General features: G+C 70.1%; 24 protein-coding genes. 10 read left to right on the top strand and 14 right to left on the bottom strand.

Going from position 1 to position 25772, the window contains the following annotated elements; all coding sequences use genetic code 11:
* The first annotated feature begins 38 nt into the window (after positions 1–38).
* The 5 genes from ABZT49_RS10415 to ABZT49_RS10395 all read left to right on the top strand — a co-directional run bounded on the left by ABZT49_RS10415 (position 39) and on the right by ABZT49_RS10395 (position 5474).
* Positions 39–956: an SDR family NAD(P)-dependent oxidoreductase gene (locus tag ABZT49_RS10415; protein ID WP_355285939.1), complete on the top strand. Its 918-nt coding sequence runs from the start codon at positions 39–41 to the stop codon at positions 954–956.
* Positions 957–1192: 236 nt separating this feature from the next.
* Positions 1193–2668: a glucose-6-phosphate dehydrogenase gene (gene zwf, locus ABZT49_RS10410; RefSeq protein ID WP_355285938.1), complete on the top strand. Its 1476-nt coding sequence runs from the start codon at positions 1193–1195 to the stop codon at positions 2666–2668.
* 220 nt (positions 2669–2888) lie between these two features.
* Complete coding sequence (locus ABZT49_RS10405; protein ID WP_355285936.1) at positions 2889–3572, top strand: invasion associated locus B family protein; 684 nt, start codon at positions 2889–2891, stop codon at positions 3570–3572.
* Positions 3573–3614: 42 nt separating this feature from the next.
* The gene (locus ABZT49_RS10400) at positions 3615–3815 is read left to right on the top strand and encodes a hypothetical protein (RefSeq protein ID WP_355285934.1); all 201 of its coding nucleotides are present in this window, start codon (positions 3615–3617) and stop codon (positions 3813–3815) included.
* A gap of 393 nt (positions 3816–4208) precedes the next feature.
* Entirely contained in the window at positions 4209–5474 is a 1266-nt protein-coding gene (locus ABZT49_RS10395; protein ID WP_355285932.1) for an MFS transporter, read from the top strand.
* Between the two features lie 40 nt (positions 5475–5514).
* Here ABZT49_RS10395 and ABZT49_RS10390 read toward each other — a convergent pair whose 3' ends face one another.
* On the bottom strand, positions 5515–6276 hold the full coding sequence (locus ABZT49_RS10390; protein ID WP_407943482.1) for a ComF family protein: 762 nt from the start codon (positions 6274–6276) through the stop codon (positions 5515–5517).
* A 228-nt stretch (positions 6277–6504) separates the two neighbouring features.
* Between ABZT49_RS10390 and ABZT49_RS10385 the strand changes: the two genes are divergently transcribed.
* Positions 6505–6723: a hypothetical protein gene (locus ABZT49_RS10385; protein ID WP_355285929.1), complete on the top strand. Its 219-nt coding sequence runs from the start codon at positions 6505–6507 to the stop codon at positions 6721–6723.
* Between the two features lie 84 nt (positions 6724–6807).
* Here the strand turns inward: ABZT49_RS10385 and ABZT49_RS10380 are convergent, their stop codons facing one another.
* Positions 6808–7563 carry a restriction endonuclease gene (locus ABZT49_RS10380; RefSeq protein WP_355285927.1) on the bottom strand — a complete coding sequence of 252 codons (756 nt, stop codon included), beginning with the start codon at positions 7561–7563 and terminating at the stop codon, positions 6808–6810.
* 287 nt (positions 7564–7850) lie between these two features.
* Between ABZT49_RS10380 and ABZT49_RS10375 the strand changes: the two genes are divergently transcribed.
* The gene (locus ABZT49_RS10375; RefSeq protein ID WP_355285925.1) at positions 7851–8645 is read left to right on the top strand and encodes a DUF1194 domain-containing protein; all 795 of its coding nucleotides are present in this window, start codon (positions 7851–7853) and stop codon (positions 8643–8645) included.
* A 61-nt stretch (positions 8646–8706) separates the two neighbouring features.
* On the opposite strand, the gene ABZT49_RS10370 is transcribed toward ABZT49_RS10375, so the two are convergent.
* Positions 8707–9165 carry a MucR family transcriptional regulator gene (locus tag ABZT49_RS10370; protein ID WP_355285924.1) on the bottom strand — a complete coding sequence of 153 codons (459 nt, stop codon included), beginning with the start codon at positions 9163–9165 and terminating at the stop codon, positions 8707–8709.
* Positions 9166–9842: 677 nt separating this feature from the next.
* On the bottom strand, positions 9843–10886 hold the full coding sequence (locus ABZT49_RS10365; protein WP_355285961.1) for an adenylate/guanylate cyclase domain-containing protein: 1044 nt from the start codon (positions 10884–10886) through the stop codon (positions 9843–9845).
* 323 nt (positions 10887–11209) lie between these two features.
* On the opposite strand from ABZT49_RS10365, the gene ABZT49_RS10360 reads away from it, so the two are divergent.
* On the top strand, positions 11210–11443 hold the full coding sequence (locus ABZT49_RS10360; protein ID WP_099908470.1) for a hypothetical protein: 234 nt from the start codon (positions 11210–11212) through the stop codon (positions 11441–11443).
* 89 nt (positions 11444–11532) lie between these two features.
* Here ABZT49_RS10360 and ABZT49_RS10355 read toward each other — a convergent pair whose 3' ends face one another.
* On the bottom strand, positions 11533–11940 hold the full coding sequence (locus ABZT49_RS10355) for an EF-hand domain-containing protein (protein WP_355285922.1): 408 nt from the start codon (positions 11938–11940) through the stop codon (positions 11533–11535).
* 126 nt (positions 11941–12066) lie between these two features.
* Positions 12067–13389, bottom strand: a complete 1323-nt coding sequence (locus tag ABZT49_RS10350; protein WP_355285921.1) for a hemolysin family protein — start codon at positions 13387–13389, stop codon at positions 12067–12069.
* A 270-nt stretch (positions 13390–13659) separates the two neighbouring features.
* On the opposite strand from ABZT49_RS10350, the gene purH reads away from it, so the two are divergent.
* On the top strand, positions 13660–15261 hold the full coding sequence (gene purH / locus ABZT49_RS10345) for a bifunctional phosphoribosylaminoimidazolecarboxamide formyltransferase/IMP cyclohydrolase (RefSeq protein WP_355285919.1): 1602 nt from the start codon (positions 13660–13662) through the stop codon (positions 15259–15261).
* Between the two features lie 86 nt (positions 15262–15347).
* Complete coding sequence (locus ABZT49_RS10340; protein ID WP_355285917.1) at positions 15348–16631, top strand: DUF3422 domain-containing protein; 1284 nt, start codon at positions 15348–15350, stop codon at positions 16629–16631.
* 321 nt (positions 16632–16952) lie between these two features.
* Here ABZT49_RS10340 and ABZT49_RS10335 read toward each other — a convergent pair whose 3' ends face one another.
* The 8 genes from ABZT49_RS10335 to ABZT49_RS10300 all read right to left on the bottom strand — a co-directional run bounded on the left by ABZT49_RS10335 (position 16953) and on the right by ABZT49_RS10300 (position 25724).
* The gene (locus ABZT49_RS10335) at positions 16953–18641 is read right to left on the bottom strand and encodes a cation acetate symporter (RefSeq protein WP_355285916.1); all 1689 of its coding nucleotides are present in this window, start codon (positions 18639–18641) and stop codon (positions 16953–16955) included.
* A complete protein-coding gene (locus tag ABZT49_RS10330) occupies positions 18638–18946 on the bottom strand; it encodes a DUF485 domain-containing protein (RefSeq protein ID WP_355285914.1) in 309 nt (102 codons plus the stop codon). Before ABZT49_RS10330 ends, ABZT49_RS10335 begins: the two co-directional genes overlap by 4 nt.
* 291 nt (positions 18947–19237) lie before the next feature.
* The gene (acs, locus tag ABZT49_RS10325) at positions 19238–21187 is read right to left on the bottom strand and encodes an acetate--CoA ligase (protein WP_355285912.1); all 1950 of its coding nucleotides are present in this window, start codon (positions 21185–21187) and stop codon (positions 19238–19240) included.
* A 163-nt stretch (positions 21188–21350) separates the two neighbouring features.
* Positions 21351–21683 (bottom strand): hypothetical protein, encoded by a 333-nt coding sequence (locus ABZT49_RS10320; protein WP_355285910.1) that lies wholly within the window; start codon positions 21681–21683, stop codon positions 21351–21353.
* A gap of 267 nt (positions 21684–21950) precedes the next feature.
* On the bottom strand, positions 21951–22430 hold the full coding sequence (locus tag ABZT49_RS10315; protein ID WP_355285908.1) for a nucleoside deaminase: 480 nt from the start codon (positions 22428–22430) through the stop codon (positions 21951–21953).
* Between the two features lie 286 nt (positions 22431–22716).
* A complete protein-coding gene (locus ABZT49_RS10310; protein WP_355285906.1) occupies positions 22717–23607 on the bottom strand; it encodes a LysR family transcriptional regulator in 891 nt (296 codons plus the stop codon).
* Positions 23608–23716: 109 nt separating this feature from the next.
* The gene (gene trxB, locus ABZT49_RS10305) at positions 23717–24706 is read right to left on the bottom strand and encodes a thioredoxin-disulfide reductase (RefSeq protein WP_355285904.1); all 990 of its coding nucleotides are present in this window, start codon (positions 24704–24706) and stop codon (positions 23717–23719) included.
* 31 nt (positions 24707–24737) lie between these two features.
* Positions 24738–25724: a mitochondrial fission ELM1 family protein gene (locus tag ABZT49_RS10300; RefSeq protein WP_355285903.1), complete on the bottom strand. Its 987-nt coding sequence runs from the start codon at positions 25722–25724 to the stop codon at positions 24738–24740.
* Positions 25725–25772 lie beyond the last annotated feature (48 nt).

The following is a 25772-nucleotide window of genomic DNA, read 5'->3' as shown; positions in this document are numbered from 1 at the left end:
CCGCCCTGAAACGAACCCGATCTCAGGCGGAGCGCACCATGACCCACCACCCGGCACTCGCGCAGGGCCGCGTCGCCGTCGTCACCGGCGCGGCGAGCGGCATCGGCCTCGCGGCCGCCACGGCTTTCGCCCGGGCGGGCCTGCGGGTGGTGCTGGCCGACCTCCCCGGCGAGGCCCTGGACCAGGCCGGCCGCACCGTCGCGGCCGCGGCGCCAGGCGGCGCGGCGGAGGTCCGCGCGGTGCCGACCGACGTGACCAGGCCAGAGGCGCTGGAGGCCCTGCACCGCGAGGCCGAAACCCTCGGGCCGGTCGCGGTGCTGATGGCGAATGCCGGCATCGAGGCCGGCGGGCGCTTCTCCTCCGACGCCGCGACCTGGCACCGCATCATCGACACCAACCTGTGGGGCGTCATCAACGCCGTCCAGGCCTTCGTGCCGGGGATGGTCGCGGCGGGGACGCCCGGGGCGGTGATCGTCACCGGCTCGAAGCAGGGCATCACCACGCCGCCCGGCAACACGCCCTACAACGTCAGCAAGGCAGGCGTGAAGGTGACGACGGAGGCGCTGGCGCACGAGTTGCGCGAGACGGGATCCTCCGTCACCGCCCACCTGCTGATCCCGGGCTTCGTCTATACCGGCCTCACCCGCGCCCGCGGCGCGACGGAGAAGCCGGCCGGCGCCTGGACGCCGGAACAGACCGTCGACTTCATGCTCGAGCGGATGGCGGCGGGCGACTTCTACATCCTCTGCCCGGACAACGAGACCACCCGGGAGATGGACGAGAAGCGGATGCGCTGGGCCGCCGACGACGTGATCCGCAACCGCCCGGCCCTATCGCGCTGGCACCCCGACCACAAGGAGGCCTTCGCGGCCCACATGGCGGCGCCGCTGGAGGGTGGGAGCCACGGGGCGGACGAGGGCGTCAGGGAGGCCGCGGCGACGCCGGCCTCGTTCTGACGCGGCCGAGGGTCGACCGGTCGTCGCTCGACCGACTGAAAAATCCTTCCGGTCGTTCCGGGGCTGCGTCGCTGCCCCGCAACGACGCGGGAGGATGGGAGAAATGCCGCGAGAGGCGCAGACCGCGCGCCATCGACGCGAGACCGGACCGGACGAGAACGCCACGTTCGCCGAGACACAGCGGCTGGCCGCTCCCTTGCAGGGACAGCCGGCACCAGCGGGAGACCCGTCACCCGATGCACAAGATCATCCCCGTCGCCCCCTTCGATGCCGTCGTGTTCGGCGCCACCGGCGACCTCACGATGCGCAAGCTGCTGCCGGCGCTCTACTATCGCTTCCGCGACCGGCAGATTCCGGAGGAGAGCCGCATTGTCGCGGCGGCGCGCACCCGCCTCGACACCGGCGAGTACCGGGACCTCGCCGCCGCGGCCCTGGAGCGCCACGTGCCGGCCGCCGACCGCGACCCCGACACGCTGACCCGCTTCCTCGACCACCTGCGCTACGTGGCGGTGGACGGGGCCGGCGAGGCGGGCTGGCAGGACCTGGCGAACCTGCTCGCCGAGCATCCGGACCACGTGCGCCCCTACTACCTCGCCACCTCGCCGAGCCTGTACGGCGCGATCTGCCGCAACCTCAGCGCTCACGGGCTGATCGGCGAGCGCTCGCGCGTGGTGCTGGAGAAGCCGATCGGCCACGACCTCGCCTCGGCCCGGGCGATCAACGACCAGGTCGGCAAGGTCTTTCCCGAGAGCCAGATCTTCCGCATTGACCACTATCTCGGCAAGGAGACGGTGCAGAACCTCCTGGCCCTGCGCTTCGCCAACACGATCTTCGAGCGGCTGTGGAACGCCGACGTGATCGACCACGTGCAGATCACCGTGGCGGAGACGGTGGGGGTCGAGGGCCGCGGCGGCTACTACGACACGTCGGGGGCGCTCCGCGACATGCTGCAGAACCACATGCTCCAGCTCCTCTGTCTCCTCGGCATGGAGAGCCCGCTCTCGCTGGATGCCGACGCGGTGCGCGACGAGAAGCTGAAGGTGCTCCGCGCCCTGAAGCCGATCCCCGCCCACGAGGTGCCGCTGCGCACGGTCCGCGGCCAGTACGTCGCCGGCGCCGTCAACGGCCAGCCGGTGCCGGGCTACGTCTCCGACCTCGCCGAGGACCGCCAAAGCCTGACCGAGACCTTCGTCGCCCTGAAGCTCGAACTGATGACCCCGCGCTGGGCCGGGGTGCCGTTCTACCTGCGCACCGGCAAGCGGCTGCCCCAGAAGGTCTCCGAGATCGTGGTGCAGTTCCGCTCCTCGCCGTTCAGCATCTTCTCCGACGAGTTCGCCCGCGAGCCGAACCGCCTGGTGATCCGGCTGCAGCCGCAGGAGGGCATCAAGCTCGAGGTGATGACGAAGGAGCCGGGCCCCGGCGGCATGCGCCTGCGGGCGACGGGCCTCGACATCTCGTTCGAGGAAACCTTCAACCAGCGCTACCCGGACGCCTACGAGCGCCTGCTGATGGACGTGGTGCGCGGCAACGCCACCCTGTTCATGCGCCGCGACGAGGTCGAGGCGGCCTGGGCCTGGGCCGACACCCTGCTCAACGCCTGGGCCGACCGCCCGGAGCCGCCGCGTCCCTATCCGGCCGGCACCTGGGGGCCCACCGCGGCGATCGCCCTGATCGAACGCGACGGCCGCACGTGGCACGAGGATATCGGCTGACGCCGATCTGGCACGAGGATATCGGCTGACGCCGATCCGGCACGAGGATATCGGCCGGCGCGGCGGGGCTCATTGGAATAAATCCAAGATATCTCAAGAGGATGACGGCGGGAATGGACCTGTGGCGGCTTTCCTTCCGGCGCTCGCCGCTCTAGAGGAGCCGCGAGACAAAGGCCCGCTTCGCGCCCCGGGGCGCCGAGCGGGCGCCGAGGATTCCGTCATGTCGCCCTGCCGTCCCGCCCTCGCCAGCCTCCTGGTCCTCGCCGCATTCCTGGCCGGGCCCGCCCGCGCCCAGGAGGAGCCGGCGGCCGAGGCGCCCGCGGCCGAGGCCCCGGCCCACAAGCCCGCGCCGAAGCCGGCGCCCCGCCGCCCCGCGCCGAAGCCCGCGCCCGCCCCGAAGGCCGAGGCGGCGCCCGCTCCGGTGGCCGCCCCGACGGGGGTCTCCTCGACGGGGTCTTGGCCCAACGGCGCGAGCGCCGTGAGCGAGGTCTACGGCGACTGGACCGTCAGCTGCACCCGCGAGAACGAGAAGCGCCAGTGCCAGCTCTCGCAGGCGCAAGGGGTGGCCCAGACCGGGCAGCGCCGCTTCAGCATCGAGCTCAACGCCCCCCAGGACGGGCGCAGCAACGGCCTCATGCTGATGCCACTCGGCCTGTCGATCGATCCCGGCGTAACCTTCAAGCTCGACGACGCGACCCTCGGCAAGGGCGCGCCCTACACCTCCTGCGTCCAGGCCGGCTGCATCGTGCCGATCAGCTTCCCCTCCGTCGCCACCGACGCGATGAAGACCGCCGTGAACCTGCGCGTCACCGGCACCAAGCCCAACGGCGAACTCGAGACCATCACGGTGCCGCTCGCCGGGTTCGCGGCGGCGCTCGCCCGGATGTCGCAGCTCCTGAGCTGACGTCTTCACCGCCTGCTCACGGTTCGGGCGCAAGCTGGCGGGATGAGCATCGATTCCGCCTCCCTCGCCACCGGCGCCCTGGCCCAGCAGAACGCCGCCTTCAGCCAGCAGGTCGCGACCCTCGCGATGCGCCGCCAGATCGACGCCGAGCGCTCCGTCGCCGGCCTCGTGGCCGAGACGGCGAGCGCGCCAGCCGCTCCGGTCCCGCCGGGGCAGGGGCGGGTGCTCGACGTGACGGTGTGATCGCAGGGTCTGATCACGTCACACCGATCCCATCCACGACCTCGGGATGAGGTTGTAGATGGAAGGGGAGGGAGAGCAGCGAAGGGCTGCCTCCCGATCGGCTGGGACACGACATTGCGCGTCGGTCATCACGCTGCCGCCGGGCGCGCCAGCCTGTGCCTGCCCGTGAGGCAACCGGCGGCCAGAAAGCCCGGCCGGTCCCCGCGCACGTTTGGCACGAGACCTGCAATCCTTCCTCGCAGGCTGGCCGTACGGCCCGCGGGGCAAAGACGCCCGAGCCTTGGACACGGATGTCCGACAGACTGAGGAACCGGAACCGGAGCGCACCGGGCCGGAGGTCCTCACCCTGAAGCGCGTCGAAGACCCCCCGCGGGGGCTGCGTGAGGCTCCGATATGGCCAGTTTCAAGACCGTCATGAAGTCGGGTCATCCCCCGACCCTGTTCGCTGCGTTCCTGTACTTCGATTTCTGCTTCGCGATTTGGGTGCTCAACGGCGCCATGGGCCCGTTCATCACCGAGACCTACAAGCTCACGCCGGCCCAGACCGGCTTCATGATCTCGCTGCCGATCCTCGCCGGCGCGATCATGCGCTTCCCCCTCGGCGTGCTCGCCCAGTATATCGGGCGCAAGAACGCCGCGATCACCGAGATGTCGCTGATCGTCCTGGCGATGGCCTACGGATTCTTCCTGGTGCACTCGTTCAACGACGTGCTCGCCATGGGCGTGCTGCTCGGCATCGCCGGCGCCTCGTTCGGCGTGGCTTTGTCGCTGGGCTCGGGCTGGTTCCCGCCGGAGCACAAGGGCCTGGCGATGGGCATCGCCGGGGCCGGCAATTCGGGCACCGTGCTCGCCGTGCTGTTCGCCCCGCCGCTCGCCCAGGCCTATGGCTGGCAGGCGGTCTACGGCTTCGCCGGCGTGTTCATGCTGATCCCCCTTGCCGTGATGATCGTCTTCGCCAAGGAGCCGCCGGACCGCGAGCACCAGAGCTTCAAGGAGCACGTCTCCTGCCTGTTCGAGAAGGACGGCTGGGCCTTCAACCTGATCTACGTCATCACCTTCGGGGGCTTCATCGGGCTCTCCAATTTCCTGCCGACCTTCTTCTACGAGCAATTCGCCGTCACCAAGATCGAGGCCGGGCGCCTGACCATGCTGGCCGCCCTGATGGGCTCCGGCATCCGCATCCTCGGCGGCTACTTCGCCGACCGGATCGGCGGCATCCTGGTCCTGACCGTGGTGCTGCTCGCCGCCGTCGGCTCGTTCCTGGCGCTCACCGCGGCGCCGACGCTCGTCATGACCACGCTGCTGTTCATGATCTGCTTCGCGGCGCTCGGCGCCGGCAACGGCGCGCTGTTCCAGCTCGTGCCCCTGCGCTGGCCGACCAACACCGCGGTGGCGGGCTCGATGATCGGCGAGGTCGGGGCCCTCGGCGGTGCCATCCTGCCGAACGCCATGGGCCTGTCGAAGCAGTATACCGACGGCTTCGCCGTGGGCTTCCTGGTCTACGCCGCCTTCGCGGCCATCGTGCTCGGTTGCCTCGCCATGTGGTCGCGCAAGTGGGTCGGCGCCTGGGTCGGGCCCCGCGGCAAGGTCCTGGCCGCCGCCGAGACCGAGGCGCCGGCCGCGTCCGAGAGCCCGATCGGGACCGTGCAGCGCGCCTGAACGGCAGCACTGCCCGATCGCCACGCGACCGGGCAGAATTCTAGACCACGTCGCGCCCGTCGCTCACCACGCGGGCGAAGACCAGCACGTCGACCGCCGCCGCCCCGCCGCGCAGAAGCGCCCGGGCGGCGGCGTTGGCCGTCGCCCCGGTGGTCAGCACGTCGTCGACGAGGAGGACGCGCCGGCCCTGGAGGCGCGGCCGCGCTCCGTCCGGCACCCGGAAGGCGCCCTGCAGGTTCTCGGCCCGGGCGGCGCGGCTGAGACCCACCTGCTGGCGGGTCCGCCGCACCCGGGCGAGCAGCTCGGGCGCCACCGGCACGCCGCTGCCGCGCGTCGCGATGCGGGCGAGCAGGGCGGCCTGGTTGAAGCGCCGCCGCCACAGCCGCCAGCGCCAGAGCGGCACCGGCACCACGAGATCGGCCTCCGCCATCAGCTCGGCCCCCGCCCGCGCCATCATCGCCCCGAGCGCCCCCGCGAGGTCGAGCCGGTCCTCGTATTTCAGCCGCTGCACCAGGCGCCGCGCCGTCGCGTCGTAGCGCGCCACCGCGCGGGCGCGCTGATAGACCGGCGGGTCGGCGAGCGCGGCCGGCGAGAGCAGGCCCGGCGCCCCGAGATCGACCGAGAACGGCGTGCCGAGCCGCTCGCAATACGGCCGCTCGATGAAGCGCATCTCGCTCCAGCAGCCGGCACAGAGGGCGTGCGGCACCGCCGTCGCGGCCCCGCAGGCGATGCAGCTCGGCGGATAGACCAGCCCGACGAACCCCCGCAGCGCGAGGCCCGGCAGCCCGGCGAGGCGGCGCAGGCCGCTCACGCGCGCCGCTCCCCGCACCCGGACACTGCTGTATCGGCGGGCAGATCTGCCGCTCGGGAAAGCAGAGATCGGGCACCCATCATGGAGCCCTGCTGTGTTCGCGCGGAAACAGCGGGGCGCGAACGCTTAGCCGCGACTATTTCTCGGGCGAGAGGCATTGCCAGGCGGCAGCAATAGCCGCAAGATTGAGCATAACAAGAGAAACAGGAGGAAACGATCATGACGATGGCCTCGACCCTGTCCCGGCCCCACGATGTGCTCGGTGCGGCGCGGCAGGATTCGCTCCAGGCCCCTCTCGATGCCTACGGCTTCGCCGATGGTGCGGAGGCCGCCGACCGTTCGAGCTTGTGCCCGTCCTCCGTGCCGATCGAGAACCAGCGCGAGCGCGCCCAGCAGGAATTCAAGCAGATCTGGAATCTCTGCACGCTGACGCATTAGAGCATTTTCCGACGACGGGGATACCGGTTCCTCGCGGATCGCGGCACGACGCGGTCCGCGAGACCGGCCGGTCGCCGCGCACCCTCAGCGCGGCCGCACCCGCAGGGCGGCGAGGGCATCGTGGTGCAGCAGCAGCACGTCGGTCGCCGCTGCCAGCTTGCGGGCCGCCGGCGTGAACCCGGCATTCGAGACCACGGCGGCGCAATCGGCGCTCCAGTAGCTGCGGGCCGCCACCACCTCCTGCACCGCGCCGTTGCCGACCGGCTTCGCGTAGCGCTTGCACTGCACCACCAGCCTCACCCCGTCCCGCTCCGCCACCACGTCGGCGCCCTGGTCGCCCGCGGCCTTCGTGGTGCGCGCCTCCCAGCCGGCCCGCTCCAGCAGGGCGGCGCAGTAGCGCTCGTAGGCGAGCCCGTCCTCCGGCAGCGTCTCCGCCTCGTCCGGCACCGGGACGCTCAGGGATGCCGCCTCGACAGTGTCCAGGATCTCGTCCCACCGCGCCTCGATCAGGTCGCCGTAGCCCTCGGCCTCCAGCCGCGGCAGCACCGTGCGCTCGGCGAAGTAGGTGCGCTCGCGCAGCCAGCCGTCGAGGATCTCGTTGCCGTAGGGGTCGACGTAGCTCTCCTGCCGGCGGCGCAGGGCCAGGGTCTCGCGGTGGCGGCGGGCGATCGCCCGGACCCGCCGGCGGAAGCGGCCGCCGCGCCCGAGCCGGTGCACGACCAGCGCCAGCACCACCAGGCCGGCGACGGCGAGCGCCCGGGGGCCGAACCACAGGCTCGCCGCGCCCCCGGCCACGATCGGCCAGAACAGGCGGTCGGCGAGGCTGGAGGGGCGGCGCATCGGGGGACCTCTCGCGCCGCTTTCGACGTGCGGCCGGACAATCCGGACTCTCCGCGGGCCCGCCTTGTCCCCAGCCTAAGACACGGCCTGTCCCCGGAGTCATCCACAGCAGAACGCACGGGACCACACACATCCGAACCGCCCCACGGGGCCGAGCCCTGCGCGGCTTCGCCTCACGGGAGCGTGTCGAGGCAAAGCCTTCGCGGCGCTTGCATTCGGGCGGCCGGGCGGCCGATCCTGGCGTTTCGCCGAGAGCCCCGCACGGGCCGGCGCAGGGGAGTCCCCGGATGAGATCACGCGTCGTCGCGCTTCTCGCCTGCCTCGTCGTCGCGGGAACGGCCGGCCCCCCCGTTCGGGCGGGGGGCGATCCGGTCGAGGTCGACGTCGCCCTGGTACTCGCCGTCGACGTCTCCCTGTCGATGACCGGCGACGAGCAGGCGGTGCAGCGGGAGGGCTACGTCGAGGCGTTCCGCAATCCGGCGGTGCACCAGGCGATCCGCCAGGGCATGGTCGGGCGCATCGCCGTCACCTATGTCGAGTGGGCGGGCGTCGGCAACCAGCGCATCGTGGTGCCCTGGACGCTGATCGCCGGGCCCGAGGAGGCGACCGGCTTCGCCGAGAAGCTGGGCCAGAGCCCGCCCCGGCGCTCGACCTGGACCTCGATCGCCAGCGCCATCGACTTCTCGGCCGGCCTGCTCGCCGGCAGCGGCTTCGAGGCGACGCGGCGGGTGATCGACGTCTCGGGCGACGGCCCGAACAACCAGGGCCGCGCGGTGACCAAGGCGCGGGACGACGCCGTCGGCCAGGGGATCGTGATCAACGGCCTGCCGCTGATGATCCGCGAGCCGAGCGGGCCCTGGGACATCAAGGACCTCGACCTCTACTACCGCGACTGCGTGATCGGCGGCAGCGGCAGCTTCATGGTGCCGGTGCGCGAGCGCGACCAGTTCGCGGCGGCGATCCGCACCAAGATCATCCGCGAGGTCGCGGGCCGCGAGGGCGAGCCGCTGCTGCGGCGGGCCCAGGGCGAGCCCCGCGCCAACTGCTTCATCGGCGAGCGCCCCAATCCCGACTGGGATTAGGGCGCCCCATCACCGCAACTTTTAGTTGCGGCCACGGAAGCAGATCCGGCCCGCCCGCGGCTCAGTCCTCGCCGTCCAGGTCTTGACCGTTGGCAGCGCCGTCGCGCTGGAACTTGCGCCGCTGCTGCCCCAATCCCATGGTCTTCGCCAGTTCCGAGCGCGCGGCCGCGTAGTTGGGCGCCACCATCGGATAGTCCGGCGACAGGTTCCACCGCTCGCGATACTCCTCCGGCGACAGGCCGTAGCGGGTGCGCAGGTGGCGTTTGAGCGACTTGAACTTCTTGCCGTCCTCGAGACAGACGAGGTAATCCGGCATGATCGACTTCTTGATCGGCACGGCCGGGGTGAGGGGCTCGGCCGGCTCGGCGGCACCGGCACGGCCAAGGCCGTCCAGCGCGTGGTGAACCGAGGTGATCAGTCCCGGCAGATCGCCGACCGGAACCGAATTGTTGCTCACGAACGCCGCCACGATGTCCGCGGCGAGCCCGATATGGTTCGTCGACGCCTCACTCTCACTCATCACATCGGCCCTCTTCTGAAGGTAGACCCGCCGGACGCTTCGACATTCCCACCTCAGGACTCGGATGCCGCTGGGCCGGTCTGTCTTTGCTTAACGGTGCAACTATGATGTCGGCGCCGGAACCGCAAGGGAAAAAGAAGCAACGCCGGCCCAGGGTCAATCCTGCACTGCATTTCTTGTTGATCCCGGTTGCAGGGAGAGGTTGTGCTGAACTCACCGTTGGCGGGAGGGCCGTCCAACTCGACTGAGGGGCAAGGCCCGGCATCATCCTCTTTGGCTTATGCCTTCCGCGCGGCGACAGCACCTTTCGGACGAGAGGAAGAACATATATTGCTCATCGTCGATGTCAGGCAGCAGGACGTACCCCGGCGGCAGCAACCGTGAGATGGTAAGACGTCCACCGATGGTTACAGATGCATAAAATGTTTCGCAATTTCATCATGCACGAGCGGATCGACCGTGCGCGACGCTTCGCGCGTGGCCGCTCGCGCGGTCCATGTCCAAGGAAACGATTCCCGCTCTACACATGTTAGATTCGAGGCCGCCACATCCGATGGAAGCAGGCATCCCCCGATCCGAATAGCAACGACGATTGCGGCGCGACGCGGCCTCGATCGCGGGAGGGTGCGACCGTCTTGGACGAGCATAGGTCCCGGGAGGACGCTCCCGCGTCGGCGTCAGGCAGCGGCCCGGCCGGCGGCGCGCGGGGCCTGTTCCAGGGCGGCGACCGCCAGGACCTGGTCGCGCCCGCGCACCGCGTGCTCGCCGAGCGGCCGGGCCCGTACGCCGTCGGGCAGGCGCGGCAGCTTGGCCAGGAGGTCGCCGGAGATCAGCACCGGCGCGTCGAGGGTGCGGCACAGGGCCTCGAGCCGGGCGGTGACGTTCACTGCATCACCGAAATACGCGATCTTGTGCCGGTCGACCCCGACCTCGGCGGTGACGACCGGCCCGCCATGCAGGGCGGCGCGGATGCGCGGCACGGCGCCGAAGCGCTCCTGCCAGGCCGCCGCGTCCCGCGTCAGGCTCTCCTGGATCGCCAGCACGCAGGCGACGCAGCGCGCGCCTTGCAGGCCGCGGGCCATCGGCCAAGTGATCATCGCCATGTCGCCGATGAAGTCGTCGGTCGAGCCCTGGCAGCGCCGCACTGGCTCGGCGAGCGTCGCGAAGACCGCGCCGAGGAAGGCCTGGGTCTTCAGCGCCCCATGCGTCTCGGCATAGGCCGTCGAGCCGACGACGTCGACGAACAGGAAGATCCGCTCCTCCTCCACCGGCCGGTGGTAGCGTCCGACCAGGAGGTTGACGAAGACCTCGGCGCCGATGAGGTCGCGCATCCGCACCACGAAGACGAGGAGCGCCGAGACCGCGAGCGCGTAGACGAGCACCCGCAGCGAGGGCACCACCGCCACCGCGAAGGGCTCGGGCGTCAGGCCCGTGCTCCAGACGATCACGCCGCCGGTGGCGTGGCCCAGCGTGATCATTCCCACATAGGCGAGCTCGGCGATCGGCACGTAGAGGAAGGTCGGCAGGCGGCGCAGGCGCGCCTGGAGCCGCGGCAGCAGGGTGCCGCGCTCCATCAGCAGCGCGCAGGCGCCGATGAACACGCCATGGATCGCCGCCACCAGCGGGATGCCGTTCTGGAACAGCGCGTCGTAGAGCAGGCCCGCCCCGGCGCTGAGCGCGAGGATGCCGATCCAGAACCAGGCGTGCTGCGGGATCGGCAGCCCGGCCGCCCGCCAGGCTTCGGCGAGGCGCGCCGGAAAGCCGGCTTGCGCCGCCTCTCCCGATGAGCTGCGGTCGACGGGGCCGGCTGCGGGCACGGTGATGGTCTCCTGGCCGGCGCGGCTCCGGGTCCGGCCCGCGGCATTGCGGCACTTCACCTGCCATTCGCGCCGTTTTGAGGGCATCGGCAAGGGTGAAACGCACGGGGCCGCAGGAGCCGCGCGGATCGTCGCGAGACTTGGTGAAGACCTCGATGAAGTTACGGAACCGTCTTCTCGACTATGGCGTTTGGAGGACGATTCACCGCTCAAGCCTGGAGACCGGCATGTCCTTCCGCCTCGCCACCCTCGCGACCCTCGCCGCCCTCGTCACGGTTCCGGCCCTCGCCGAGGACGTGACGGTGATCCGTCGCGATTCCGCTCCCGTGGAGCGCAGCACCGTGATCGAGAAGCGCTCGGTCGAGTCGACCGGCTCGGTCGGCGGCTGCGAGACCAAGACCGTCAAGAAGACCAACGAGTTCGGCGACAGCAAGACCGTGCACAGCGAGCGCTGCGACTGATACGAGAACGGGGCGGCCCGCCTTGAGCCGCCCCGATCCAAGCCTTGAATTTATCAGTCTTAAATTTTCGAGACCTAACTCTCTAAGTCTTACTTCAGCAGACGCGCCAGGGCCTTGCCGGCCGGGGTCTTCATCTCCTTGGCGTCGAGGGTGCCGTCGTTGTCCGGGTCGGCCAACTTGAAGCGGGCCTCGACCAGGGCGAGGTACTCGTTCTTGTCCAGGGTGCCGTCGTTGTCCGGATCGGCCTGCTTCATGTCCTTGCGGCTGACGCGGCCCTGCAGCTCCTTGGTGTCGAGCGTGCCGTCCGCGTCCTTCTCGAGCTTGTCGAACACCGCGCCGGCCGCGGCCTTGGCCTCGGCGAGGTCGATCGTGCCGTCGGAATCCGTGTCGACCGCCGCGATGGTGCGGTCGGCCTTCGGCTTGGCCTCGGCCGAGGCGGGCAGGGCGAGGGGCGCGGCCAGGAGGGCGGCGAGCAGCAGGGTGCGGTTGAGGTTCATGGGAAAGCTCCGTGACGAAAGCCGGGCGCCCGATTCCTGTCTGGCGGGCAAGCCGGGATAATCTGGCAATCGGATACCTAGCCGGACGGCGAAGGTTTGCAAGTCCGATTCACGCTGGGGAAGGGCTCACGCCTCCACCTTCTCGGCCAGGACCTTGTCGACCCGGCGCCCGTCCATGTCGACGACCTCGAAGCGCCAGCCGCTGCGCTCGAACCCGTCGCCGGCGGTGGGGATGCGGCCGAGCTGGAAGATCACGAAGCCGGCGAGCGTCGAGAAGTCGTCGGTGTCGGGCCGCTCGGTGAAGCCGAGGCGCTCGAACGCCTCGACCGCCGGCATCATGCCGTCGATCAGGAGCGAGCCGTCCTGGCGCTCGACCACCATCGGCTCGTCGTCATCGGTCTCCGGGATGTCGCCGGCGATCGCCTCGAGGAGGTCGGTCTGAGTGACGATGCCCTCGAGGTCGCCGTACTCGTCGACGACGATCGCCATCCGGACGGGCTTGGCCTTGAAGGTCTCGAGCACCCGCAGGATCGGCATGCCCTCGTGCACGACGATCGGCTCGCGGATGATCGCGTCGAGGTTGATCGGCGCCCCGTCGAGGAGCTGGTTGAGCACGTCCTGCTTGCGCAGCACGCCGATGATCTCGTGGATCTCGCCCCGGCTCGCCACAAGCTGCTCGTGGCGGCAGGCCCGGATCGTCTCCAGCACCGCCTCGCGCGGGTCGTCGATGTCGATCCAGTCGACCTCGTGGCGCGGGGTCATGATGTCCCGCACCCTGCGCTCGCCGATGCCGAAGATGCGCTGCACCGCCGCCTGCTGCGCCTCCTGGATCAGGCCGGCCTCCTGGCTCGCCGCGACGAGCAGCGACAATTCGGCCGTGGAGTGCAGCGAGCCCTCGCCGGAGCCTGGCTGCAGCCCGCACAGGCGCAAGACGCCGTTGCCGAGCCCGTTGAGGAACGAGATCGCCGGGCGGAACACCAGCAGGAAGAGGCGCAAGGGCCGCACGATGGCGAGCGCCGTGCGCTCGCTGCGCTGGAGCGCCAGGCTCTTGGGCGCCAGCTCGCCCAGCACGATGTGCAGCGAGGTGATGACCACGAAGGAGAGCACCACCGCGACGGCGTGCGCCCCCACCGTGCCTGCGCCCTGCGGCAGGAAGGCGAGCAGGGGCTCGATCAGGTGGGCCAAAGCCGGCTCGCCAACCCAGCCGAGGGCGAGCGACGAGATGGTGATGCCGAGCTGCGTGGCCGCCAGATGCGAATCCAGGCTGTCGACCGCCCGTTGCAGGGCGCCGGCATTGGCCCGCTTCTCGGCGACGAGCTCCTGGACCCGGCTGCGGCGGACTGCCACCAGGGCGAACTCGGCCGCAACGAAGAACCCGTTCGCGAAGACCAGGAACACGATGGCGAACAGGCCGAGGCCCGTCCCCCAAGGACTGTCGGAGAAAATCACCGCCTCCCGTGGCGCGACCGGCCGCTCCCGGGCTCGGGCGCGGCCGGCCCCCTCATAGCAAGTCTGTCCCCCGGAGCCTATCCGTCAGACGGCGCGACCGCGCACTCCTCCACGGCCGATGCCGCCGAGTAAGCGGATGACGCCTTCTCATCCTTTCGCGGCGCAACATCTGGCTTCGACCGGCGGTTTCTGCTAGGCGCGCCCGAAATTCCTGCGCCGGCTCGGTGTCCGTCCCGTGCCCGCCCCACGACCGAAAGACTTAGGTTCATCATGGCGAGCGACCTCTCCCGCATCTCCCGCGCGCTCCTCTCCGTCTCGGACAAGACCGGGCTGGTGGAGTTCGCGCGTGCGCTCGCCGCCCGCGGCGTCACCCTGGTCTCGACCGGCGGCACCCACCGGACCCTGACCGAGGCGGGGCTCTCCGTCACGGAGGTCTCCGACCTCACCGGCTTCCCCGAGATGATGGACGGGCGGGTCAAGACCCTGCATCCGGGCGTGCATGGCGGGCTGCTCGCCATCCGCGACAACCCGGAGCACCAGGCCGCCATGCTGGCCCACGGCATCGCGGCGATCGATCTCCTCGTCGTCAACCTCTATCCGTTCGAGGCGACGCTGGCGGCGGGCAAGCCGGCGGCCGAGTGCATCGAGAACATCGACATCGGCGGTCCGGCTATGATCCGCGCGGCGGCCAAGAACCACAAGGACGTGGCGGTCGTGGTCGACGTCGCCGATTACAGTGCCGTGCTCGCCGACCTCGACGCCCATGACGGCGCCGTCACCTTCGCGACCCGCCGGCGGCTCGCGCAGAAGGCCTATGCCCGCACCGCCTCGTACGATGCCGCCATCTCGACCTGGCTCGCGGGCGAGATCGAGGCCGCGCCCGAGGCGCAGACCTTCCGGGCGCTGGGTGGGACGCTGGCGCAGGGCCTGCGCTACGGCGAGAACCCGCACATGAAAGCCGCGTTCTATCGCACCGCCGGCGCTCCGCGCCCGGGCGTCGCGACGGCGCGCCAGCTCCAGGGCAAGGAATTGTCCTACAACAACCTCAACGACACCGACGCCGCCTACGAGGCGGTGAGCGAGTTCGACCCCACCCGCGCGGCTGCGGTGGTGATCGTCAAGCACGCCAACCCGTGCGGCGTGGCGGAAGGCGCGAGCCTTCTGGAGGCCTACGAGCGGGCCCTGCGCTGCGATCCGGTCTCGGCCTTCGGTGGCATCGTGGCGCTCAACCGCACCCTCGACGCCGAGGCAGCGAAGAAGATCGTCGAGATCTTCACCGAGGTGATCATCGCGCCCGATGCCACCGAGGAGGCGGTCGCGATCGTCGCCGGCAAGAAGAACCTGCGGCTGCTGACCGCCGGCGGCATCGCCGATCCCCGCGCGCCCGGCCAGGCCTGGCGGACGGTGGCCGGCGGCTTCCTGGTGCAGGACCGCGACAACGCCGTCGTCGACGACATGCCGCTCAAGGTGGTGACGAAGCGCGCGCCGACCGAGGCCGAGCTGTCGGACCTGCGCTTCGCCTTCCGGGTCGCCAAGCACGTCAAGTCGAACGCCATCGTGTACGCCAAGGACGGCGCGACCGTCGGCATCGGCGCCGGGCAGATGTCGCGGGTCGATTCCTCGCGCATCGCCGCCTGGAAGGCGGCCGAGGCCGCCAAGGCCGCCGGGCTCCCCGAGAGCCTCGCCCGCGGTGCGGTGGTGGCCTCCGACGCGTTCTTCCCCTTCGCCGATGGCCTGCTCGCCGCGGCCGAGGCCGGTGCCACGGCAGTGATCCAGCCCGGCGGCTCGATGCGCGACGACGAGGTGATCCGCGCCGCCGACGAGGCCGGCCTCGCCATGGTGCTCACCGGCCACCGCCACTTCCGGCACTGAGGAACCTTACGGCCGGCCCGTTGACCCGTGAGCCGGCCTCGGCCAAGCCTCGCTAGAACGTGACGACAAGCGGGGCTTCTACGAGGATGCGGCTGGACGAACACCCCTTGCGGGCGCGGGTGCTGGCGGAGGTTCACGCCCGGCCCTTCACCCCGGTCAAGACGCCGCGCCGCTTCCTGCACTACGCCTTCCTGACCGACGGCGAGGCCGCCTCGGCCGACCGCGACGCGCTGGAGGCCTATTGCACCGGCCTCGGCCATCCCGGCCCGGCGCCGGGCGCCAAGCAGCACCGGGTGGTCTTTTCTGGCGCGATCCTGCGCTGGGAGAGCCACAGCGAGTTCACCACCTATACCTGGGAATACGGCGACGCCCTCGGCCACGCCTTCCAGCCCCAGCCCGACGCGCTCGAAGGCGCGATGGGCGAGGTGACCCAGCCCGGCCCGCTCCTCGTCGCGGTCGACCTCCACCTCCTGCCGGCCGTCGATGGCGGGCTGCCGACCGAGATCGTCTCGACCTTCAACGCCGCCTCGCTCGCCATGGCGGAGGCCGAGAGCGGGGCCGCGGTGATCGCCACCGACTTCCAGCCCGATCCGCACGGCTATGTCCGCATCGTCGTCGCCGACCGGCGCCTCAGCCGTCTCGGCGCCGGCGCCCTGGTGCAGCGCCTGCTCGAGATCGAGACCTACCGCACGCTGGCGCTCCTCGGCCTGCCGGAGGCGCAGAGCTTAGGGCCGACCATCCGGCACATCGAGACCGAGCTGCCGACCCTGATGGAGGCGATGCGCACCAGCGAGGGGTTCGCCGAGAACCACGCGCTCCTCGACCGGCTGATCGCGCTCGCGGCCGAGCTCGAGGCCGGGTCGTCGCGCACGATGTACCGCTTCGGCGCGACCCGGGCCTATGACGAACTGGTGCGGTTGCGCCTTACCGCGGCGAGCGAGCACGCGCTGCCCGGGCAGACCAGCTGGTCGATGTTCCTCAACCGGCGCTACAACCCGGCGATCCGCACCTGCCTGGTGATCGCCGAGCGCCAGGACCTGCTCTCCCGCCGCCTCGCCCGCGCCGCGCAGATGCTGCGCACCCGGGTCGATATCGAGTTGGAGCGTCAGAACCAGGCCCAGCTCCAGTCGATGAACGACCGGGTGCGGCTGCAATTGCGCCTGCAGCAGACCGTGGAGGGCCTGTCGGTCGCGGCGATCACCTACTACGTCGCGAGCCTCGTCCACCACGTGCTGGAGGGCGTGCATCATGCCGGCGTGCCTGTGGACGCGACGATCGGGACGGCCGTGGCGGTGCCGCTGGTGCTGGTGGGGGTGTGGTGGACGGTCAGGCGGATCCGGCGGATGCATGCGGAGCCGGGTGGGCATTGAGGGGACGGCTCCGTTCCGCTGTCCCAATGAGAACAACACCCGCCGCCTGACGCACGAGACGCAGCTCGTAAGCCTAACCCTTTCCCGGACGACTGGAGCGTCAGCGGAAGGAGATCCGGGATCCAGTAGAGACGTGCCGCGAAGCGGCTCTGCATGCTGCACCGTTGCAGACACAGGGACGCTTCGCGACTCTTCCTGCTGGATCCCGGATCTCCTTCCGCTGACGCTCCAGTCGTTCGGGAAAGGGGGAGGACAACGAAGCTCTCTTTGAACAATCTGGAATGGGGGGACGGCGACCACCGGCCGCCGCCCCTCGCCCCATCAATGCGCGTGCGCGCCCGCCGCCCCGATCCCGGTCTCGGAGCGCACGTACTGCGCCTCGAAGGCCGCCCGCTCGCGCTTCGCCCGGGCGGAGTTGTCGATCTTCGACACGCCCCAGATGCCGAGGAACGCCAGCGGCATCGAGAACAAGGCCGGGTTGTCGTAGGGAAAGAGCGCCGCCGGATGGCCGAAGGTGGTGACCCACACGGCCTTCGACAGCACCACCATGACGACCGCGCTGACGAGGCCGATCAGGCCGCCGACGAGCGCACCGAGCGTCGTGGTGCCCTTCCACAGGATCGACATCGCCAGGACCGGGAAGTTGCAGCTCGCTGCCACCGCGAAGGCGAGACCGACCATGAAGGCGACGTTCTGATTCTCGAACACGTAGCCGAGATAGATCGCCACGAGGCCGATCACGACCGCCGCGATCTTCGACAGGCGGACCTCGCCGGCCTCGGTGGTGCGCCCGCGGGCGAAGACCTGGGCGTAGAGGTCGTGGCTGACCGCCGAGGCCCCGGCGAGGGTCAGGCCGGCCACCACCGCCAGGATGGTCGCGAAGGCCACCGCGGAGATGAAGCCGAGGAAGAGCGAGCCGCCGGTGGCGTTGGCGAGGTGCACCGCCGCCATGTTGGAGCCGCCGAGAAGTCCGGTGATCCGGTCGTAGGCGCCGTTCGCCCCGGCCTTGAAGTAGCTCGGATCGCCCATCAGGAAGGTGATGGCGCCGAAGCCGATGATGAAGGTGAGGATGTAGAAGTAGGCGATCAGGCCGGTGGCGTAGAACACCGACTTGCGGGCCGCCTGCGCGTCCGACACCGTGAAGAACCGCATCAGGATGTGCGGCAGGCCGGCGGTGCCGAACATCAAGCCGATGCCGAGCGAGATCGCCGAAACCGGATCGGCGACGAGGCCGCCCGGCGCCATGATCGCCTCGTGCTTCGGGTGCTCGGCCACGGCCGCCGCGAACAGGGCCTCCGGGTTGAAGCCGTAGCGCCACAGCACGGCGAGCGCCATGAACGAGGCGCCGGCGAGCAGGAGGCAGGCCTTGATGATCTGCACCCAGGTCGTCGCCTTCATGCCGCCGAAGGCAACGTAGACGATCATCAGGATGCCGACCGCGATGATCGCGGTGAGGTAGTCGAGGCCGAACAGGAGCTGGATCAGCTTGCCGGCGCCGACCATCTGGGCGATCAGGTAGAACGCCACCACGACGAGGGTGCCGGTCGCCGACAGGATGCGGATCCGGGTCTGGTCGAGGCGGAAGCTCGCGACGTCGGCGAAGGTAAACTTGCCGAGGTTGCGCAGGCGCTCGGCGATCAGGAACAGCACGATCGGCCAGCCGACGAGGAAGCCGATCGAGTAGATCAGCCCGTCGAAGCCCGACGAGAAGACGAGGCCCGAGATGCCGAGGAACGAGGCCGCCGACATGTAGTCGCCGGCGATGGCGAGCGCGTTCTGACCGGCCGAGATGCCGCCGCCGGCGGCGTAGAAGTCCGCTGCCGATTTCGAGCCCGCGGCGGCCTTGTAGGTGATGCCCAACGTGGCGAGCACGAAGAGCAGGAACATCGCGACGGCGGTCCAGTTCGTCGCCTGCTTCTGCACGGCGCCGAGGTCGGGACCGGCGGCGAAGGCCACGCCCGCCCCGAGGAGCGTGAGGGCGGTGACGAGAACGATGCGGCGCGCGGTCATCGGCCGAGCTCCCGGTTGAGGTCGCGGGTCAGGTCGTCGAAGCGGCCGTTGGCCCGGGCGACGTAGATGCCCGTGAGCACGAAGGCCGCGACGATGACGACGAGGCCGAGCGCGATGCCGAGCGAGGTCACGCCGGAGCCGATCTTCGCCGCCATCAGGCCGTGCGCGAAGGCGACCAGCATGATGAAGACGAGGTAGATCGCCAGCATCGCGCCGGACAAGACCCAGCCGAAGCGGGTGCGTTCGGCCACGAGTTGGCGGAATTTCGGGCTCGCCAGAACCCGTGCGGTGTCTGCCTCTGCCATCGGCGGGCCTCCCTTTGTTTCGCTTCTGTGACCAGACACAGCTCCGCCGCGCGCCGAAAACGACACGAGGTGATGAAGCCGATGCTTCGGTCTGTTCGAGTGCCTGTTCACGCCAGGCTGAGCTTGCGCCGATTGCCATTTTGCGGCGCAATAATGCGGATGACCCGATTCCGCGGCGAATGCCAGCGCAAAGAGACTTAGACGCCTCTCACTACGACGAAGGTCTGATGCGCGCGACCGTCTCGCGCGGGATTAAATCGCCGGGGCCCGATCCGGGCCCCGGCGCCTTGGTCACTTGAGGCGGTTCTGCCGGTTCTCGATCAGGTCCTCGACCACCGCCGGCTCGGCGAGCGTCGAGGTGTCGCCGAGCGAGGAGAACTCGTCCTCGGCGATCTTGCGCAGGATGCGGCGCATGATCTTGCCGGAGCGGGTCTTGGGCAGGCCGGGGGCGAACTGGATCAGGTCGGGCGAGGCGATCGGCCCGATATCCTTGCGCACCCAGGCGACCAGTTCCTTGCGGAGCGCGTCGGAGGGCTCCTCGCCCTGCATCAGGGTGACGTAGGCGTAGATGCCCTGGCCCTTGATGTCGTGGGGATAGCCCACCACCGCGGCCTCCGAGACCTTCGGGTGCGCGACGAGCGAGGATTCGACCTCCGCCGTGCCCATCCGATGGCCCGAGACGTTGATGACGTCGTCGACCCGGCCGGTGATCCAGTAATAGCCGTCCGCATCGCGCCGGCAGCCGTCGCCGGAGAAGTAGCGACCCGGGAAGGTCGAGAAGTAGGTCTGGACGAAGCGCTCGTGGTCGCCCCAGACGGTGCGCATCTGGCCGGGCCAGGACTCGTCGATGCAGAGATTGCCCTCGCAGGCGCCGTCCTGGACGACGTTGTCGCCGTCCACGACCACCGGCTTGACGCCGAAGAACGGCCGCGTCGCCGAGCCGGGCTTGAGCGGCGTGGCGCCGGGGAGCGGGGTGATCAGGATGCCGCCGGTCTCGGTCTGCCACCAGGTGTCGACGATCGGGCAGCGCTCGTCGCCGACGACCCGGTAGTACCATTCCCAGGCTTCCGGGTTGATCGGCTCGCCGACCGAACCCAGCACCCGCAGGGTCGACCGCGAGGTCTTCTTCACCGGCCCCTCGCCGGCGCCCATCAGCGAGCGGATCGCGGTCGGGGCGGTGTAGAAGATGTTGACCTTGTGCTTGTCGACGACCTCCCAGAACCGCGAGATCGACGGATAGGTCGGGATGCCCTCGAACATCAGCGTCGTGGCGCCGTTCGCCAGCGGCCCGTACAGGATGTAGGAGTGCCCGGTGACCCAGCCGACATCGGCGGTGCACCAGTAGATGTCGCCCTCGTGATAGTCAAAGACGTATTGATGCGTCATCGACGCGTAGACGAGGTAGCCGCCGGTGGTGTGGACGACGCCCTTCGGCTGGCCGGTCGAGCCAGAGGTGTAGAGCAGGAACAGCGGGTGCTCGGCCTCGACATGCGTCACCGGGCATTCGTCGGTGACCTGGGCGGCCGCCGCGTCGTAATAGACGTCCCGGACCGGATCCATCTCGACGGCGCCGCCGGTGCGGCGCACCACGACGACGTGGTCGACGCTGTCGGCGGGGAGGCGCTGGATCGCCGCGTCGACATTGGCCTTCAGCGGCACCTTGCGGCCGCCGCGCAGGCCCTCGTCGGCGGTGATGACGAGCTTCGAATCGCAGCCCTGGATGCGGCCGGCCAACGAATCCGGCGAGAAGCCGCCGAACACCACCGAGTGGATCGCGCCGAGCCGGGCGCAGGCCAGCATCGCATAGGCGGCCTCGGGGATCATCGGCAGGTAGATCGTCACCCGGTCGCCCTTGGAGACGCCGCGGTTGCGCAGGACGTTGGCCATCCGGCACACCTCCGCGTGCAACTCGCGGTAGGTGATGTGGCGCGATTCCGACGGGTCGTCGCCTTCCCAGATGATCGCGACCTGATCGCCGCGGGTCGCGAGGTGGCGGTCGATGCAGTTATGGGCGGCGTTGGTGACGCCGTCGGAGAACCACTTGATCGAGACGTCGCCGGGGCCGAACGTCGTCTCCTTGACCTTGGCGTAGGGCGTGAACCAGTCGATCCGCTTGCCGTGCTCGCGCCAGAAGGCTTCCGGATCGCGGATCGAGGCCTCGTACCAGGCCTGATACTTCGCCTCGTCGATATGCGCCCGCGCGCGCGCATCCTGGCTGACCTCGACGACCCGCTGGCTCATGGCGCTCTCCCTGTGGCGGTTGTGTTGGTGGCCCGTTCGGGCTTTCGCGAGGCGCGGTGGCCGGGCCGGTTGCCGCCGGTTTAGGCGTCGGCTCGCCGCACCTGCAACCGATCATTCCGTCTAATGCAGAGCGGATTAATGCGCGGGATCGGCCGTGCCGGGCCTACTCGGTGCAGCCGTCGCAGATCCCGGTGTCGATCCGGCGCTGGATCTCGCGGTCGCGCTGCTGCAGTTCCGGCGTCAGGCCGGCATCGGGGCCGAGCGCCGCGCCCGGCGGCTTGGTCTGGCCGACGCCGGTGGTGTCGCGGGTGGCCGGGCCTAAGCGAGCCGGTGATCCCGGGATCCCGCGCCGGCGGCTCCGCTTGCGCGAGGAGCGGCGCCGGGGCGAGGGCAGCCGCCAGGAGGATGGCGAGACAGGGTTTGCGACGCATGGGGACCTCCTTCCAGGATTCGGGCTCGCGAGCCGGATCGGCGTGTTGACTATCCTCGGCGTCAACGTGCGGGGAAAGCTTGGGTTGCCAGATCTGTGCGACGCTCCGACGGTGCCGAAGTTCCTCTATCGTCATCCCGCTGCCGCTCAGCGGAAGCTGGGACCCGTAACCGCCGATGAGACAGGATGGAGCGGGATGCGATCCGCCTTGGTCTCCAGCGTCAGCGATCGTGGATCCCGGGTTCTCGTCTTCGACGATCCCCGGGATGACGGGGAGGGGTGCCGACGTGCACGCAGGATGGACTTTATGCGACGGTCAATCAGCCTCTGCGTTCAGTACGGCACCCGGTCGGCCTTGGCCTCGTAGCGCTTCCAGACCTCGATCGCCTCGGCGCGCATGATCTGGCGGATCGGGATCTTGCGCTGGTCGGCCGGCTTGCGGACCTCCTCGTAGATCATGCTGTCGTCGAAATTGCCGTGGCGCAGGGCGTCCTCGTTGGTCGAGGCGTAGAAGATCCGCGAGATGCCGGCCCAGTAGGCCGCGGCCATGCACATCGGGCAGGGTTCGGCGGAGGTGTAGAGGGTGGCGCCGGGCAGCTTGAAGCTGCCCTCCTTCCTGCAGGCGTCGCGGATCGCCGCCATCTCGGCGTGCCAGGTCGGGTCGTTCTCGGCGACGACCCGGTTGGCGCCTTCGCCGATGATCTCACCGTCGCGCACGATCACGGCGCCGAAGACGCCGCCCGCGCTCTCGACGAGGGCAGTCTGCTCCGACAGCGCGATGGCGCGCGCCATGAAGGTCTCGTCGTCGGTCATCGGGGCTCCTCTCGGCTGACCTTGCGGCTGCCCGAGGGAGCATGGCGCCGGCGGGCGGAAAGGCAAGCGGGAAGGGGAGGCGCGACGGCTTCGCAAACCCTCTCTCCCACCCGCGACCTCATCCTGAGGTGCCGGAGCGAAGCGGAGGCCTCGAAGGAGGCCTCCAGATCCCGCTGAGATCTCTGGAAGCCTCCTTCGAGGCTCACTGCGTTCGCACCTCAGGATGAGGTTGCGGGTGGGAGAGAAGGCGGCGCCCGGACTCGATCCCGCACGCCCGGTCGCCCCCTCAATACGTCCAGCGCTGCGCCTTCGCGACCAGGAAGTCCCGGAATGCCTGGACGCGGGCCACCGTCCGCATCTCCTCGGCGTAGACGAGGTAGCTCTCCAGGTTCGGCATCTCGTAGTCGCGCAAGACCTGCACCAGTTGCTCGTTCCCGTCGGCGACGTAATCCGGCAGGATGCCGATCCCGGCGCCGGTCTCGACCGCGAGCTGGAGCGCCGAGATGTTGTTGACCGTGAAGTGGATCGTGCGGTGCTCGCGGCCCTCGCGGCCGACGGTGGAGAGCCAGTGCGTCGCCATCAGGTAGGAGGGCTGGTCGCCGCCGAACGAGACCAGGCGGTGCTTGTCGAGATCGTCGATCGTCTTCGGTTCGCCGAAGCGCTTCACGTATTCGAGCGAGGCGAAGACGTGGTAGTGCACGGTGAACAGCCGGCGCTGGATCAGGTCCGGCTGTGCCGGACGGCGCAGGCGGATCGCGACGTCGGCCTCGCGCATCGCGAGGTCGAGCTCCTCGTTGGTCAGGATCAGCTCGACGCGCACGTCCGGGTGCAGGTCGAGGAACTCGGCGATGCGCTGGGCGAGCCAGGCGGTGCCGAGACCCACCGTCGTCGTCACCTTGAGGTCGCCGGACGGGCGTTCGCTCGTCTCGACGAGGCGGGCCCGGGTGGTCTCGAGCCGCATCTTCATGTCCCGGGCGGCCCGGAACAGCAGGTCGCCCTGCTCGGTCAGGATCAGCCCGCGGGCGTGGCGGTGGAACAGCGGCGCCTTCAGCTCGCGCTCCAGCGCGCTGATCTGGCGGCTGACGGCCGACTGGCTGAGCCCGATGTCGTCGCCCGCCTTGGTGAAGCTGCCGGCTTCGGCGACGTTGAGGAAAATCCGGATCTTGTCCCAGTCCACGGCCGTCAAACCCCGCGCCAGAGCCCCGGCCGGCCAGGAAGACCGGTGAGTTCAGAGCGAACGCCAAAGGCCGGGGCCGGGGCTCATCCCCGGCCCCGGTACAACTCGCCTACTCGGCCGCGGCCTGGCGCGGCTCTTCGCCGACAGCCAGGTTGGCCAGGTACTTCTCCGCCTCGAGGGCGGCCATGCAGCCCATCCCGGCGGCGGTGATCGCCTGCCGATAGACATCGTCGGTGACGTCGCCCGCCGCAAAGACGCCGGGGATCGCCGTCATGGCGGTGCCGGGCGTGACTTCCAGGTAGCCGCCGGCCCGGAAGGGCAATTGCCCCTCGAACACAGCGGTCGCCGGCTGGTGGCCGATAGCGATGAACACGCCGTCGGCCTTGCGCTCGCTGATCGCACCGGTGACGGTGTCGCGCAGGCGGAGATGGGTGACTGCGGACGGCTTGTCGCGGCCGCAGATCTCCTCGATCGCGTGGTTCCACACCACCTCGACGTTCGGGTGCTTGAACAGGCGCTCCTGCAGGATGCGCTCGGCCCGGAAACTGTCGCGCCGGTGCACGACCGTGACCTTGGAGGCGAGGTTGGCGAGGTAGAGCGCCTCCTCGACCGCGGTGTTGCCGCCGCCGACGACCACGACCTCCTTGCCCCGGAAGAAGAATCCGTCGCAGGTGGCGCAGGCCGAGACCCCGAAACCCTGGAACTTCGCCTCGGAGGGCAGGCCGAGCCACTTGGCCTGGGCGCCGGTGGCGATGATCAGCGCGTCGCAGGTGAAGACCGCGCCGGAATCCGCCTCGAGCCGGAACGGCCGCTGCACGAGGTCGACCTTGGCGATGTATTCCGAGACGATCCGGGTGCCGACATGCTCGGCCTGGGAGCGCATCTGCTCCATCAGCCACGGGCCCTGGATCGCGTCGGCGAAGCCCGGGTAGTTCTCGACGTCGGTGGTGATCATCAGCTGGCCGCCGGGCTGGAAGCCCGAGATCAGCAGCGGCTCGACCATGGCGCGGGCGGCGTAGATCGCGGCGGTGTACCCGGCGGGGCCGGAGCCGATGATCACGAGCTTCTCGTGCTGGGGAGCCTGCTTGGTGGTGGACATACGGATCTCCGGGGCTGCCGCCGGCCAGATTCTAACGAGCCTGGTGGCGGGCGAGCGCGTCGCGATGCCCGATATAGGCATTCGCCACAGCCTGCGCGATCGCGAGTGTCATGTCTAAGGGCTTGGACGGCAACGACTCAACCCGTCCGTCGAAGACATGCACAGGTCCGTGCCGTTTCAGGGCCTCGAACAGCGGCCGGTGGCGGGCATAGACGTTCTGCGGCTCGAACAGCAGCACCGGGACGCCGGCGGCACAGGCCTCGGTCACCATGTTGGCCGAATCGGCCGTCGCCACGATCGTGTCGGCGAGCGCCAGCATCGCGAGGTACGGATTCTCGCCGCGGCCGTCCCAGAAATAGCCGCCGCGGCGCCGGGCTAGGTCTGCGAGCGCCGCCCGCAGGCGTTCGGGCGTGCGCCGCGAGGTGGTGATCATCAGGCTCGCCTCGCCGGCCAGGCGCTCCAGCCCGGCGAGCAGGGCGCACGCGTCCGTCTCCGAAAAGCGCCCGTGCCGGCTGTCGCCGCCGACCAGCACCGCGGCGCGGGGGGAGGGCAGGCCGGACAACCGCGAATCGGGATCGTTTCGCGCGGCGGCGAGGCGGGCGGGGGAGACCGGGTGCGGGCCGATGTCGGTCACGATCACGTTGGGCGCGCGCAAGCCGTCATGGGCCGGCACCCAGATCAGGTCGGCCGCGCGCGCGCCGATGCGCGGATCGCGCAGGAACACCGTGAAGGTTTTTCGGCCCGAGCGGCGTTTGACCGCGCGCAATGCCGGCACCGCCCGGCGCCCGGTGGCGATGGCGAGGTCGGGCCAGGGAGGCGTCAACGCCTGCTCGCGCGGGTCGGCCGGGCCGCGGGGCGCGAGCCAGGAGAAGGGTGGGCGCGGCGCAATCACGCGCTCGTCGGCCGCCACCCCCAGGGCCTCGGCGAGACCGCGGCAGGGCGCGAGATCGCCAGCCTTGCCGTCGGTGATCAGCCACGCCGTGGTGCCGGCGGGCAGAAGGGGGGAGAGGGAGGCCACGGGCCCGCGATGCGGGCCGGGGCAAGGTCTGTCAAGCGCGAGCTCTCT

Source organism: Methylobacterium sp. EM32, from assembly GCF_040593685.1.
Classification (GTDB): Bacteria; Pseudomonadota; Alphaproteobacteria; order Rhizobiales; family Beijerinckiaceae; genus Methylobacterium.
Note: the sequence above shows the minus strand (reverse complement) of the source record. Positions and strands in the feature narration are given on the sequence as shown.